Source organism: Salinimonas marina (assembly GCF_015644725.1).
In the GTDB taxonomy this organism is placed as follows: domain Bacteria; phylum Pseudomonadota; class Gammaproteobacteria; order Enterobacterales; family Alteromonadaceae; genus Alteromonas.
This window is the reverse complement of record NZ_CP064795.1, coordinates 1215070-1229560: the sequence shown is the minus strand read 5'-3', so window position 1 is coordinate 1229560 and position 14491 is coordinate 1215070. Positions and strand designations below refer to the sequence as shown.

The 14491-nt window shown below is 47.9% G+C and carries 13 protein-coding genes; 7 read left to right on the top strand and 6 right to left on the bottom strand.

Translation table 11 applies throughout. The features are described from left to right. Nucleotides 1-151 precede the first annotated feature (151 nt). A complete protein-coding gene (xdp1, locus tag IT774_RS05425) occupies nucleotides 152-853 on the top strand; it encodes an exosortase-dependent surface protein XDP1 (protein ID WP_195811688.1) in 702 nt (233 codons plus the stop codon). A gap of 89 nt (nucleotides 854-942) precedes the next feature. Continuing rightward, nucleotides 943-3723: a tetratricopeptide repeat protein gene (locus tag IT774_RS05420; protein ID WP_195811687.1), complete on the top strand. Its 2781-nt coding sequence runs from the start codon at nucleotides 943-945 to the stop codon at nucleotides 3721-3723. Between the two features lie 67 nt (nucleotides 3724-3790). On the opposite strand, the gene clpB is transcribed toward IT774_RS05420, so the two are convergent. From clpB to rluD, 3 genes are all read right to left on the bottom strand, one after another. Continuing rightward, entirely contained in the window at nucleotides 3791-6361 is a 2571-nt protein-coding gene (clpB, locus tag IT774_RS05415; protein WP_195811686.1) for an ATP-dependent chaperone ClpB, read from the bottom strand. A 97-nt stretch (nucleotides 6362-6458) separates the two neighbouring features. After that, nucleotides 6459-7196, bottom strand: coding sequence for a peptidoglycan editing factor PgeF (gene pgeF, locus IT774_RS05410; protein ID WP_195811685.1), 738 nt, complete (start codon nucleotides 7194-7196; stop codon nucleotides 6459-6461). Beyond that, complete coding sequence (rluD, locus tag IT774_RS05405; RefSeq protein ID WP_195811684.1) at nucleotides 7177-8160, bottom strand: 23S rRNA pseudouridine(1911/1915/1917) synthase RluD; 984 nt, start codon at nucleotides 8158-8160, stop codon at nucleotides 7177-7179. The genes pgeF and rluD overlap by 20 nt, the downstream gene beginning before the upstream one ends. Nucleotides 8161-8328: 168 nt before the next feature. On the opposite strand from rluD, the gene IT774_RS05400 reads away from it, so the two are divergent. Next, nucleotides 8329-9096: an outer membrane protein assembly factor BamD gene (locus IT774_RS05400; protein WP_195811683.1), complete on the top strand. Its 768-nt coding sequence runs from the start codon at nucleotides 8329-8331 to the stop codon at nucleotides 9094-9096. Nucleotides 9097-9191: 95 nt separating this feature from the next. Here the strand turns inward: IT774_RS05400 and IT774_RS05395 are convergent, their stop codons facing one another. The 3 genes from IT774_RS05395 to IT774_RS05385 all read right to left on the bottom strand — a co-directional run bounded on the left by IT774_RS05395 (nucleotide 9192) and on the right by IT774_RS05385 (nucleotide 11170). Next, the gene (locus IT774_RS05395) at nucleotides 9192-9875 is read right to left on the bottom strand and encodes a ChrR family anti-sigma-E factor (protein WP_195811682.1); all 684 of its coding nucleotides are present in this window, start codon (nucleotides 9873-9875) and stop codon (nucleotides 9192-9194) included. Further along, nucleotides 9868-10479 carry a sigma-70 family RNA polymerase sigma factor gene (locus tag IT774_RS05390; protein ID WP_195811681.1) on the bottom strand — a complete coding sequence of 204 codons (612 nt, stop codon included), beginning with the start codon at nucleotides 10477-10479 and terminating at the stop codon, nucleotides 9868-9870. The genes IT774_RS05395 and IT774_RS05390 overlap by 8 nt, the downstream gene beginning before the upstream one ends. A 118-nt stretch (nucleotides 10480-10597) precedes the next feature. Continuing rightward, the gene (locus IT774_RS05385; protein ID WP_195812211.1) at nucleotides 10598-11170 is read right to left on the bottom strand and encodes an LON peptidase substrate-binding domain-containing protein; all 573 of its coding nucleotides are present in this window, start codon (nucleotides 11168-11170) and stop codon (nucleotides 10598-10600) included. A gap of 160 nt (nucleotides 11171-11330) precedes the next feature. Here IT774_RS05385 and IT774_RS05380 point away from each other — a divergent pair, with 160 nt between their 5' ends. The 4 genes from IT774_RS05380 to IT774_RS05365 are packed head-to-tail and all read left to right on the top strand — an operon-like array spanning nucleotide 11331 to nucleotide 14483. Continuing rightward, on the top strand, nucleotides 11331-11762 hold the full coding sequence (locus IT774_RS05380) for a nuclear transport factor 2 family protein (protein WP_195811680.1): 432 nt from the start codon (nucleotides 11331-11333) through the stop codon (nucleotides 11760-11762). Then, the gene (locus tag IT774_RS05375; RefSeq protein ID WP_195811679.1) at nucleotides 11759-12478 is read left to right on the top strand and encodes an SDR family NAD(P)-dependent oxidoreductase; all 720 of its coding nucleotides are present in this window, start codon (nucleotides 11759-11761) and stop codon (nucleotides 12476-12478) included. Before IT774_RS05380 ends, IT774_RS05375 begins: the two co-directional genes overlap by 4 nt. 11 nt (nucleotides 12479-12489) lie before the next feature. Then, entirely contained in the window at nucleotides 12490-13758 is a 1269-nt protein-coding gene (locus tag IT774_RS05370) for an NAD(P)/FAD-dependent oxidoreductase (RefSeq protein WP_195811678.1), read from the top strand. Continuing rightward, complete coding sequence (locus IT774_RS05365) at nucleotides 13755-14483, top strand: DUF1365 domain-containing protein (RefSeq protein WP_195811677.1); 729 nt, start codon at nucleotides 13755-13757, stop codon at nucleotides 14481-14483. Before IT774_RS05370 ends, IT774_RS05365 begins: the two co-directional genes overlap by 4 nt. Nucleotides 14484-14491 lie beyond the last annotated feature (8 nt).

The window sequence follows — 14491 nt, the reverse complement described above, 5'->3', positions numbered from 1 at the left end:
TTCAGCTAGTTACATTGTCGATTTTTTTTACACACCCTTTCTTTCACACACTGTAAAAATTACAAGTCACTGAAAAGGTTATATTATCAACATTGGCACTTATCTTGAATAGCCTAACTTTGACTTGGCTTGGGTATTTAGGAAGATAATCATGAAAGCACTATTAAAAACATTAAGCATCGTTGGCGTGCTAGCTACAGGGATCACCGGCGCGCAAGCAGCGGATACGACCTGGACTTTTGACGGTTCTAATATGACAACCACTGGTTGGCATTACGGGAACACATTAACAAAGACTGTCAACGGCTCTACAGTGACGATTAACTCTTTTTCTGATAGTTTATGGGGCGCAGGCGGCCCTGTCCATTTGGCTAAGGCCGCTAGGTATAGCGGCGGTTTGGGAGTAACTGGGATTGGTGATTCTCAACATACCACAGATAACTATAGTGGAACCGACATGTTGCTGTTTGATTTCGGAAGCGCGGTTAACCTCGCAGGGATAGATATAGGCTATGTCAGTTCAGGTTATAACTCAGATGTGTCGGTAGCCGCATTTGATAGTTTAGCAGGTACAGATAATAGTTCATGGGGAACTGTATTAAATAACGCTATATTTAAAACAAGCTTTGCTGATGTTGAAAATAACCCTATAACCACGATAGCCACAGAAGCTCGTTATTGGTTAATAGGAGCTTATAATAGCGTGTTTGGTGGCGACAGCGAGTCTGGATTCGACAAATTCAAAATCTTAGCTTTGCACACCAATGACCCTGTCGACGTTCCCGCACCGGCTACCGCCTTATTAATGCTATTAGGTTTGGGTCTGGTTGGTTTGCGTCGCCGTCAGAAGTAAGTCTTAACATATATACCTAAAGCCTCGCTCTGTGCGGGGCTTTTTTGTGTAAACTGATTTTATAGCATGATGAACCAGGAGAGCACGCCGTGCGCAGTCAAATAAAAGGATGTCTGTTAGGCTTAATGTTAACAGGTAGCAGTGTAGCATTTGCTGATGAAGCGCAAACCTATGATGAAGCGTTAACCGCTTACACACAGGGTCAATATCAAGACTCGTACATGCTGTTGAAGCAGGTGTTAAACACCAACCCTGATCATCTTCCTTCTAAGCTATTGATGGGCCGGGTGTTGCTGCTTGATGGGTATGTGCGCGAAGCCATCGATGAATTTGAAGAAGTGTTATTAGCTGGCGGTGATGAAAATCTGGTGCTTCCTTACCTATCCAGAGCCTATTTGTACGCGGGCAAATTCAATAAAATATTTGCGATGCTCAGTCAATATGAGCTTGATGAGGATGCCCGCCTGACGGTCACCCTGATGGCCGGCAATGCTCATATTCGGTTAAACGAAAGGCAGGAAGCGGCGCGTTTATATCAACGTACCTTGAATGACTTTCCTCATTCCGTAGCTCTGCTTATCGCCCAGACCAATTTGCTTATAGATTTAAATCAGCTGGAAAAAGCCCAACAATTGCTGGACCGCGCCATTCAGTTGCACGGCCAGGCCCCGTTCACACTGCTGGCAAGCGGCAAGCTGGCTGATGCCCGCGGGCAGCAAAGCCTCACCCATTATGAACAAGCGTATTTGATGGCCCCGGACAACCCGGCCACCATGCGGGCCTATGCTGGTGCCCTTGCCGAAGCTGGCCAGTATGCCAAAGCCGAAGAGCTGGTTAAAGCTATCGAACGTCAGTCTCCGAACGATGTACAGAATCAGTTGTTAAAAGCTCGTCTGTTGGCGCTTACGCAAAACCAGCTTGAAGCAGATAAAATTTTACGGGAGCTGACCGAACGTCTGAGCTTATTATCCGATGAACAGCTTAATGAGCAAATTGAGCTTAGCCTGATAGCCGGCATTGTGGCCTATCTGAATAAAAACTACGAGATGGCCAGCACCGAACTGAGCCGCTATCTGGGCCAGCGTGATGCCACCCCGGAACAACTAGGCATGTTAGCCGACTCGCTGCTACGCACCGGTTCTTATAAAGATGCGGTAAAGCTATTGGAAAAACATGAAGCGCTGGTTGTACAAAACCTCAGTCTGGCAAGACTTAACTGTGAGCTGTTTATCACCCTGAATCGTTCATTCAAATGTGAACAGTTGCTCCCGGAGCTAACCCGGCGCTACGAAGGTGACCCTCAGTTTGCGATATTAAAAACCAAGCTCTACATGAATATTCGCAAACTGGATAAGGCAAAGGCACTGCTTAATTCACAACTGCGCGACTCTGAAGATGAAGAAGTCATAAAGCTGAAGATCGCACTTTTAAGCGATGAAGAAAATTTTTCCCAAGCACTGACTTTAGCCCAGCAGCTACTCACTGCGAATGAAGCAAACCCGGATTATCAGGCGCTTAACGCTGACTTGCTTATCCGCACCAGTCAGCTCGACCAGGCCGATGAACTGGTGGGGAAATTGTTAAACAACAACCCCCAGTCGGTAGCCGGTCTGGTGGCCAAATCACGAATTGCGTATTACCAGAAAAATCTGGAGCAGGCCCGGCTTGCCATCGATGAGGCCCTCAAGCACGATAAAACCAGTGTGGCCGCGCGCATCCTGGCCGCCCAGATATATCTGGCCGATGAGCGCAATGAAAGCGCCATAGAGCATCTGGTGTCAGCCAAAACCCTGGATAAAAAAGATACCCTTTCGCGAGAATTACTGGTGAAAGTGTACCGGGAGGAAGGCGATCTCAAAGCTGCGCTGAGCGAAGTAAATGCGTTGTTAGGACTAGACCGGCTGTCAGCAGATTACCATATTCAAAAAGCGGCGATTTTGTATGATATGCAGGATCATAAAGGGGCTAAAACGCAGCTGAATATGGTGTATGGTCTATGGGCCAATGATGCTCAGAAGCTGGTTTCTCTGGCTGACCTACAGTATAAGTCCGAAGATATTGCAGGAGCTGAAAAGTCATACCGGGCTGCGATTAAACTGGCACCAGACAGTCTTCTGCCCTATTTGGAGCTCACTTCTTTTTTAATCAATCAAAATCAGCTCAGCGCGGCGGCTCAAACCATCGAGACTATCCACCAGCGTTTTGGCGCATCATCCAACCTGGTGATGTTGCAAGGGGATTTGGCGGTGGCTAAAGATAACCCTCAACAGGGTTTTGCGTTGTACCTTGAGGCCTTACGGGCCGATCCAAACTTTGGTGCGCCGTTATTCAAAGCATTCGAGTTGGCGCGCAAAAATATCCAGCGCCCGGCCATGATGACCTATCTGCAACAGGCCGTTAAAACCCATCCCGGGGATACACTCAAACAGCATTTGCTGGCCGACCTGTATTATCTCAATAATGACCTTTCACAGGCGACTACTCTGTATCAGGCTTTACTGGAAATGCCAGAGCTGCCCCGACGCGCCTTTGTACTCAACAATCTGGCCAATATCTATGCCCACACCAACAGTGAACAAGCCATGACGCTTATTGAGGAAGCATTAGCTCTTGCGCCTCGTTCAGCGGCGCTACTGGATACCAAAGGCTGGATTTTAGCATTAAATAAGGACTATCAGGGCGGGCTGGGTGTATTGCGACAAGCCTATACCCTGGATGCGTCGGACCCTTCTGTGCAATATCATATCGCCTATACACTCGCCCAGCTCGAACGGACTGAAGAGGCAAAAGCGCTGCTGTCTAAACACAATACATTGTCCAAACAGTTTCGCGAAAAGCCCCGGGCAGAAGCTTTGGCGGCCACCCTATAAAAACTATAAAAAAGGAGGCAAGTCGCCTCCTTTTTATTTTCAGGGCATTAACTTCAGATAGCGGCCCTTAGCGAATTACAATCTGGCCATTTTCCGCGTCAATGCGCACGGTCGTATCGGGCATCAGGTTTCCCGACAACAGCTGTTGAGCTAAGGGATTTTCTATCTGTGTTTGTATCGCCCGCTTCAATGGTCGGGCACCAAATACCGGATCAAATCCGGCCTCGGCCAGTTTATCCATAGCCGCAGCAGACAATTCCAGTTTAAATCCCTTCTCAGCCAGCCGCGCACGTAACGCAGCCAGTTGGATTTTAGCAATGGATTTAATCTCTTCACGGCCCAGGGGATGAAACACCACCATATCATCAACCCGATTAATAAACTCCGGCCGGAAATGCTGACCTACCACCCCCATCACCCGTGCTTTCATTTCCTCGTACTGACTTTGCTGGTGTTGGTCCTGAATAATATCCGAGCCCAGGTTCGAGGTCATTATGACCACGGTATTCTTAAAATCCACCGTTCTGCCGTGCCCATCGGTTAAGCGTCCGTCATCTAAAACCTGCAGCAGAATATTGAACACGTCAGGGTGGGCTTTTTCTACTTCATCGAGCAGGATGACAGAATAAGGCTTTCTGCGCACCGCTTCGGTAAGATAACCGCCTTCTTCGTAACCGACATATCCTGGTGGTGCGCCCACCAATCGGGATACTGAATGTTTTTCCATAAACTCTGACATATCAATGCGAACCATGGCGTCTTCAGTATCAAACATAAATCCGGCCAGAGTTTTGCACAGCTCCGTTTTACCCACTCCGGTGGGACCTAAGAATAAAAATGAACCGATAGGCCGGTTGGGATCGGCCAGGCCCGCTCGAGAACGACGAATCGCATTAGAAACCGCTGTAACCGCTTCTGACTGCCCCACAACCCGTTTCTGCAGCACCTCTTCCATACGCATCAGTTTATCTCGCTCACCTTCAAGCATTTTATTAACCGGAATGCCAGTCCAGCGAGATAGCACCTCGGCTATTTCGGTCTCTGTCACATTGTTTTTAAGCAGGACCGTTTCCCGGGTTTCATTTTCCGCAGCCTTTTCAAGCTTCATTTCCAGTTCCGGGATACGACCGTACTGTAGCTCAGACATCCGGTTAAGATCAGAGGCCCGCCGGGCAATGTCCAAATCAAGCCGAGCCTGCTCTAATTCTGACTTAATGGTTTGGGTGCCCTGCATCGCAGCTTTTTCTTCACGCCAGATGGTTTCAAGCCCAGAATACTTTTGCTCGGCCTGTTCGCGTTCAAGCTCAATCATTTCAAGCCGCTTATGGCTGGCCTCGTCGGTCTCCTTTGCCAATGCCTGCTCTTCAAGTTTCAGCTGAATTATCCGACGCTCAAGTCTGTCCATATCTTCAGGCTTTGAATCGATCTGCAGGCGAATACTGGAGGCAGCCTCATCTATCAGGTCTATGGCTTTATCTGGCAATTGCCGATCACTGATGTAGCGATGGGATAATGTTGCCGCAGCAACAATGGCGGGGTCGGTAATATCAACCGAATGATGCAATTCATAGCGTTCTTTGAGTCCGCGCAAGATAGCAATCGTGTCTTCTACTGAAGGCTCTTCCACCAGCACTTTTTGAAAGCGGCGCTCCAGGGCGGCATCTTTTTCAATGTACTGACGATATTCATTAAGCGTAGTCGCTCCCACGCAATGCAGCTCACCACGGGCCAGGGCGGGTTTAAGCATGTTCCCGGCGTCCATGGCACCTTCGCCCTTGCCCGCACCCACCATAGTATGCAGCTCGTCAATAAACAGAATTACCCGACCTTCTTCTTTGGACAGTTCTGTCAATACCGCTTTTAAGCGTTCTTCAAATTCGCCCCGGTATTTAGCGCCAGCCACGAGGGCGCCCATATCCAAAGACAAAACCCGCTTATTTTTTAAGCCTTCGGGTACTTCTCCATTTACAATCCGTTGCGCAAGCCCTTCTACGATGGCGGTTTTACCCACTCCGGGTTCGCCAATCAATACCGGGTTGTTTTTGGTTCGGCGCTGAAGAACCTGAACCGCGCGACGGATTTCCTCGTCCCGGCCAATGACGGGATCCAGCTTGCCCTGCTCTGCTCGTTCGGTTAAATCTGTCGTGTATTTTTCCAACGCCTGGCGGACATCCTCGGCATTGGGATCGGTGACTTTTTGTCCGCCACGCATCTTATTGATAGCATCTTCGATTGCCTGACGGGAAATATTCAGCTCACGAAAAATCTCACCCAGCCGTCCCTTATCTTCGAACGCGGCCAACAAAAAAATTTCTGAAGTTATGTATTCGTCTTTGCGCTGCTGAGTAATCTTGTCACACAGGTTGAGCATAATACTGCTGGCCTTGCTCAGCTGTACATCGCCACCAATTCCTTCTACCTGTGGCAACCGTTCAATGGCCTGGCTTAACGCCGAGCGCAAGGCATTAACATTAATACCGGCCTGGTCCAGCACTGGCCGCACCGAACCGCCCTGCTGATTCAGCAGCGCCGTCATTAAATGTACAGGTTCAATAAACTGATGATCGCGGCCCAGAGCCAGCGATTGTGCATCAGAGATAGCAATTTGAAATTTACTGGTAAATCGGTCTAATCGCATTTCCGTGTCCTCACCTCATCAATACTTATTTTATGGGTGCACCGCGGGCTTTATTCAAGTCAGACAAAAGACTAATGCGCGTAAAAATGGATTCAGATCAACGAAGTCCGATAACCGAAACCATACGGCCCGTGGGCAGTGCTTGCTGATGCTGGGCAAATCGGTGGGAATAAAAACGATTGGGATCTGCATAAGTACACAATCGGCTGTGATAGATCGCATTGATCCCAGCCTTTTTGAGCTGATGTTGTGCAACAGCAGGAAGATCCAATAAAAACTTTCCGGCGATGGTATCCGGTACTACCGCCCCGTCCACATATTCAAAACGCGCCGCCAGATTGGCATCGACCTGATAATGTTGCTGGCAAATCGCCGGCCCAACCCACGCCATCACATCCGCCGGTTGTGCGCGCAGTTCGGTTACCGTACGGGCAATGACCTGTTGTTCCAGCCCCTGCCAGCCAGCATGAATCGCCGCCACCTCACTCCCCTGCCTATCGCACAGTAGTACCGGTACACAGTCAGCGGTCATCACCGCACACCACCACAACCGATTGCAACTGGTACTGGCATCTGCCTGCCGTGACTCCGCAGGCAACCGTACACAACGATTTTTGTGAACCTGTTCGAGCCAGGCAATACGCTGCGCCTCAGGCAGCAAGGCTCGGTTCGCCGCCACGGCCTCAGGGTCGTCGTTGACGTGCATACCCACATTTAAGCCGGCGTAGCGTCCCTGACTAAAGCCGGCTTCCCGGGTGGTGGTAAAAGCCACCACCGAAGACGGAGCGGGCCAGTCTGGCTTAATTAACTGAGCTTCAAAGCTCGTCAAAACCATGTTCCTGGGTATCTTTTCGAACCACGTCGATAAGTTGCTGCATATCCTCAGGCAATGGCGCCTGCCAGCTCATCCATTCTTCGGTTTCCGGATGAAACAGGGATAACTGTACCGCGTGCAAGGCCTGGCGACGAAAATTACGCAAGGTTTGCACAAACTCATCGCTGGCCCCTTTCGGCAAGCGTGGCCGTCCGCCATAAACCGGATCCCCGGCCAGTGGGTGCTTGATATGCGTCATGTGAACACGAATCTGATGCGTACGCCCAGACTCCAGTTTCAGGCGGATGTAAGTGTGGGCCCGAAACTTTTCTTTGACCCGAAAATGGGTGGTGGCCGGCTTGCCGTTTTCGCGCACCGCCATCAGGGTGCGTTTAGTGGCATGACGCCCGATAGGTTCATCCACCTTGCCGCCACCGACCATGGTCCCCATAGCCAGCGCTTCATACTCGCGGCTCATGGTGCGCTCCTGCAACTGCGCCACCAAATGGGTTTGAGCGGGTAAGGTCTTGGCTACTACCATCAGGCCGGTGGTGTCTTTATCCAGACGATGCACAATACCCGCCCGGGGGACTTTATCAATATTCGGCACATGCGCTAAAAGCGCATTAAGCATGGTGCCGTCACTGTTACCTGCCCCTGGATGTACCACCATATCGGCCGGTTTATTAATGATCAGAATATGTTCATCTTCATAAAGAATATCCAGCTCAATGTCCTGTGGCTCACTACGGGTCTGAATTTCCATTTCGGCTTCAACCCGAACCACTTCTTCCAGTTGCATTTTATGGCGCGGGGTGGTGTTAACTTCCCCATTCACCGTAACGTTGCCGTCTAAAATCCAGCTTTTTAACTTAGAACGTGAATATTCAGGGAACAAATCTGCAAGAACCTGATCTAACCGCTGACCAAAATGCTGAGATTCAGTAACCGCCTCAAGTTTCACGGTATTGGATGTTTGGGTCATAAGTACTATTTTATTGTCTTAAAACCGTCATTATAACAAGCTTTGCCGCTGGTTCAGTCAAACTTTGAGGATTTCTATGGTGTTTGTCTGAATGAGTACGTTAGAATGCGGTGTATACAATGCATAGAAACAACACCAAAGACGAATTTGGGGAATGAGTAAAGTATTATGAAGTCATTTCGTTATATGGCGCCACTGGTAGTTGGCGCTATGATCTCTCTGGCTGGCTGCAGCTCTTCAGAAGATACTGAAGAAAAAGCCGCACTGGCCAACATGGGCGCGCAACAAATGTATGAGCGTGCAAAAGAAAATATGGAAACGGGTAATTTCACCGCTGCGGCGAATACCCTGAGTGCGTTGGACTCCCGCTATCCTTTTGGGCCCTTGTCGCACCAGGTTCAGCTGGATCTGATCTACAGCTATTATAAGTCTGGCAAGATTGATGAGACCATCGCCACCATCGATCGGTTTATCCGGTTAAACCCTAACCATTCGGATGTCGACTATGCCTTTTATATGCGCGGGCTGGTGAACATGGAAGCCGATAGCAATTTATTCCAGGAACTGATGAACATCGACCGGGCTGATCGCGATCCGGCGAAGTCCAGACAGGCGTTTGATGACTTTCGGCGACTCATCCAGCAATATCCTGACAGCAAATACGCAGCTGACGCCCGCAAGCGTATGATTTTCATAAAAAATCGTTTGGCGCGTTATGAGATTGCCATCGCCCGATTTTATATGCGCCGGGAAGCTTTTGTCGCGGCAGCAAATCGCGGACGCTATGTGATTGAGCATTACCCCGACTCAGATCAGGTCCAGCATGCACTGGAAATTATGGTTTCAAGCTATGAACAACTTGGTCTGGATGAACTTCGTGATAATGCCATGAAAACCCTGAAGCTGAATTATCCCAATAGCGAATATATTGGTTAACTCATAGCCTGGATATCTTAATCACGACAAAAACCTGAATCATTGATTCGGGTTTTTTTGTATCTATAGGGAGAGTTTATAGTGTCTGGTAAGGTTTACCGAAAAAACACATGACTGAAGGGGTTCAGTAATCGGGCAATACCCGCGGTAAAATGCAGTGGCTGATCAAGGACACTGAAAACCAGACAACCATTTACATCATCTGATTTGGGGGCATGCACATTAGACTCATTCATTTGAATAAAATCCCCGGTCCGGTAATGATCAATGCCATCATGAAATTCGCCATTTATCACCAGCGTGAACTCCGTGCCCCGGTGGGTATGTTCGGGCACACTGCCGCCGTGACCCATATAGATAAAATTCGCCACTCCGGAAGAGCCTATGTCTACCGGTGCCTGCCAAAGTTTACCAACAAGGCTCGACCAGTTCCCCATATAGGGCACATATTTTCGTAACGTTCGTGGGATGGTGAACACCCGTCCGTCCAGCTCGATAATTTTACGAGCGGTGGAGCGCACAGACTTTGAAGGAGCCGCCCGGGGAAGACGGGTGATAGCATCAAGCATTGCGTCAAGCTCAAAACTACCAGAATCAGACGCTTCTGTAGACGTATCGACAAGCGCATGCTCAGCCTGTAACACAGTCTGCTGTGCTACAACCTGCTGACATCTGGCGCACATATCGCAATGTGCTGAAACCATTATAGATTCCACAGACGTCAGTGCACCTTGAGCAAACTGTAACAGCTGCTCAGGTGCAGGATGAAACTTAATCATGGTCCTGAAGCATACCCTTTAATCTTTGTAGTGCTAACCGTGTACGGGATTTCACTGTGCCAAGAGGAATACTCAACTCGTCAGCAACTTCTTGCTGCGACTTGCCATCAATATAAATGGCTTCAATAACCGCTTTTTGTTTGACCGGTAATGACTCAAACATAAAGCCGATTTGTTCTAAAGTAATCTGTTCATCCAGCGAGGTTTCGTTGGCATCGGCTGTCTGTTCACACAGCACTGGCCACAAATCATCGGAGCAGACATCTTCTTTACGATTTTGCAATTTGCGTAGCATATCAAAACGGATATTACGGGCGATGGTGAATATCCAGGTAGAGGGACTACCTTTTTCAGCATTAAATAAGTGCGCTTTTTGCCAGACATTAGACATAGTGTCTTGAACCAGCTCCATTGCCAGCGCTTCATTACCCATTTGTTTTAATGCGTACGAGCGTAAGCGTGGGGCAAAGTAGCTAAAGACTCTGGCGAAAGAACGTTTGCAACGCCCTTCAGCAACGGCCACGATGTATTCTGACATCTCTGTGGCACAATCTTTGGGCTTGATTACACTATTGCTTTGTTCCAATGGAATTCCAACTAACATAAGCTTCGTCCGCGTTCTTGTCTCGTGATAATTATCTATAGGAAAAAGGTCAGCGAGTGTCAAAGAATTCTGCAATATGATCTTTATGCTCAGTTCGAATGTAAACTTTACATTGTGGCTAAACCAGTGCACTTAAATAATTGAATAACGCAGTACAATCTTGCTGAGCCAGAAAATATTGCTTTTGACGTGCATCCACCGGAAGTAACTCAAGCCAGCGCATCAATACCCAGTAAGGGTTATCAAATTCAGGCTGCGCATAAAGCGAGTGAAGCTCCGGGTAACGCTCAAATATCTCGTGTAACTTTTCCACCATAGGTGAAATTTGTTCGGCGGGGATATCGCACTGCCATGACTCCATGGTGTGACATTCACCAACCCTTAATCCATCAGATTCGGTGGTAATATCCTTAACCTCTACACTAGATAAGCCAGCAACCTTTATGCCAAGCAATCCATCTTCGAGTAATTCGAAGTCAATAACTTCTGCGTACGTACCGATTTTATAAATATGCTGGTTATTATTTTTATCGCCCTGGGCATCTAACATACACACCACAAAACCAGAATTGTTAGCGCACGCTTCCTTCACCATCCTTATATAACGGGGCTCAAAGATACGCAGCGCCATATTACCACCAGGTAGTAAATGTGCAGATAAAGGAAATAGTGGACAGTGTTGCAGCGACATTGCACGATAAAAATTAACGGGATAATGACCGTGGTTACGCCGGGTAATATAAATTGGATCGTAGATAAACATTAAGATGAAGTGGGTAAATTTTCTACAATGCTGATCTTATGTGTGAAAAATTGGGTAACGCTTTTATACATTTTACAAAAAGCCACTTATGCTACTTATCGATTCGTTTTGCTCTGCGTTTCGCGACCTTACAAATACTTCATCTGAAGATTTAGCCCAAATATACACCGCAGATGTAGAATTCATTGATCCTATTGATCATCATCGCGGGTTATCAGAGGTTCAGGCTTATTTTGCAAAGTTAACCAAACATGCGCAGGCCTGTGAATTTGATATTCATCATGTCGCGCCCTGTGCAGATAACTCCGGTGATATTAGCTATGTGTTGATCTGGACCATGACACTGACCCTGAAACAGGGTAATCGCGTTATCCACACCCAGGGCACCACCTTATTGAAACAAAACGATAGCGGCTTTTATTATCATCGCGACTATTATGATTTGGGCGAGATGGTATATGAACATATTCCGGTTCTGGGCTGGGTTATCGCTAAGATAAAAAGGAAACTGCGCTCATGACAACCATGCTTATTACCGGAGCAACGTCGGGCATTGGCTATGCACTGGCCCAACGAGCGGTCGAAGATGGCTACCAGGTTATTGCCTGCGGCCGCAATCAGGACAAGCTTGATGAATTGAGCAGCCACAGTCAGATTACGGCCTTGCAATTCGATGTGTCTGATGCCGAAGCCACAGCCGCCGCCTTGAAAGACGCTAACTACGATATCGCCGTATTAAATGCAGGCACCTGTGAATATGTGGATATTGACGACTATGAGCCTGAGATGTTCCGCCGGGTCTTCGAAGCGAATTTCTTTGGGGTGGTGAATTGCGTCAATGGCTTGCTGCCATCCTTGCGCAAAGGAAAAAAGCTGGTCATTGTTGATAGTATGGCAAGATTGTTTCCGTTTACCCGCAGCGAAGCCTATGGGTCCAGTAAAGCCGCCCTGCACTATTTTACCAAGTCTTTGGAAGTGGATTTGTGGGATCGCGGGGTTAAGGTACAAAGTGTTTCGCCAGGCTTTGTCGAAACCCCGCTTACCAAGCAGAACGACTTTGATATGCCAATGATGATCAAAGTAGAAAAAGCCGCTGAGGAGCTGCTGCACGGAATTAAAAAGAATCGGCAGAGTATTTTTTTCCCAACCCGGTTTGGCCTGATTATGCGCTTTTTGCATATTTTACCGGTGCCGTTACAAAGAAAACTGTCGCTATCAATGCGTAACAAGCAGTAAGAGAAATTTGAATGAAAAAACAGAAGGTTGCTATTATCGGAACAGGAATTTCCGGTTTAACCTGTGCACATTTGCTGCACCCCCATCATGCCATCACCGTTTTCGAGGCTAATGATTATATCGGCGGCCATACTGCTACCAAAACTGTTGAAGTCAACAACAAGCCATATCAGATTGACACCGGCTTTATTGTATTCAATGACTGGACCTATCCTAACTTCATCAAGTTGATGGATAAGCTGCAGGTTGAACGCCAGGCTACGGAAATGAGCTTTTCGGTGCACGCGAAACAATCTGATATCGAGTACAACGGCAATAACTTAAATACCCTGTTCGCTCAGCGCCGAAATATTTTTCGCCCCCGTTTCTGGCGCATTGTTAAAGACATTCTCACCTTTAATAAAGCTTGTAAAAAACTGGCTGCCAGCAATGCCGAGGTGGCCGGTAAAACTTTGTACGGCTATATTCAGGAGCTGGGACTGAGCGATGATTTTGCTAACTTTTATATATTACCCATGTGCGCGGCCATCTGGTCTGCCAGTATTGAGCAAACCCGCCAGTTTCCGCTGCAGTTTTTTCTGAAATTTTTCAATAATCACGGCTTGCTAAATGTGAATAACCGGCCTCAGTGGTTCACCCTCAATGGTGGTTCCTCTTCTTATATTGGGCCGCTTATCAAAAATTTTGAATCTCGTATTCACACCAACACGCCGGTTATCCGGGTGGCACGGATCAATTCAGGGTGGCTGGTCGACTCTGCGCGCGGCGAAGAACAATTTGATGCTGTGATCTTCGCCTGCCATAGCGATCAGGCACTGGCTTTGCTCCAGGCACCCACCGCTGCTCAAGAGGAAATCCTGTCTTCGATTCCGTATGCGCAAAATGAAGTCGTGATGCATACCGACACCCGCCAGCTACCTGAGCGTCGCTTAGCGTGGGCCAGCTGGAATTATGAATTAAGTGAAGCTCAGGACGAAGACCAGGCGCCAGCGGCAGTAACCTATAATATGAACATATTACAATGTTTGGAAAATGCGCCGGCGACATTCTGTGTGACGCTGAACAATAGCGCCAACATCGATAAAGCCAGTATTCTGGGTACCTACCATTACGCTCATCCTCAATATAGCCATAACATGGTCGATGCCCAGCAACGACGTGCAGAAATATGTGGGGTCAACAATCTGCACTTTTGTGGGGCGTACTGGTATAACGGCTTTCATGAAGACGGGGTAAACAGTGCCCTGGATGTTACCCGGCGCTTCGGGATTGAATTGTGACCAGCAGTGCAATTTACCATGGCAAGGTGTATCACGAGCGATTTCGGCCGACTCGGCATGCATTTGCTTATCAGATATACCTGTTCTGGCTTAATCTGGACGAACTGTCTGATCTAGATGAAAAAATTAAACATTTTTCATCCACTCATCGGTCTTTTATAGAGTATCGTAGAACAGATTATGTAGGTGATAAAAACAGTTCGTTAAAACAGGCAGTGCTGGATAAAGTAGAACAACTACAAGGGATTTCGATTCCTGCAGCCGAGGTTTTTTTGCTTAGCCAGCTGCGGACGCTGGGGTTGCATTTTAACCCGGTCAATTTCTACTTTATCAGGCCCCATAAGCTGTCGGCTTTTACCTATATGCTGGCAGAGGTATCTAACACGCCGTGGAACGAGCGTCATTACTATGCGGTCGACTTAGCGATGCAGACTGATACCGATAAGGCCTTTCATGTTTCGCCATTTAATCCGATGGATATGGTCTATAAATGGCGTATTCAACAGCCGGGGCCATCTTTATCACTGGCGATGGAATGTCACCAGCAACAAAAGCATTTCACTGCAGGATTGCAGTTAAGCAGAGAACCGCTGACCAGTAAAAATGTACGGCAGGCTCTTATAAAAATACCCAGTATGACGGTGAAAACCGTTTGCGGTATTTATTGGCAAGCGCTCAGGTTATGGCTTAAACGCACGCCAATTTATACGCACCCGAATAGTTAGGAAAATGT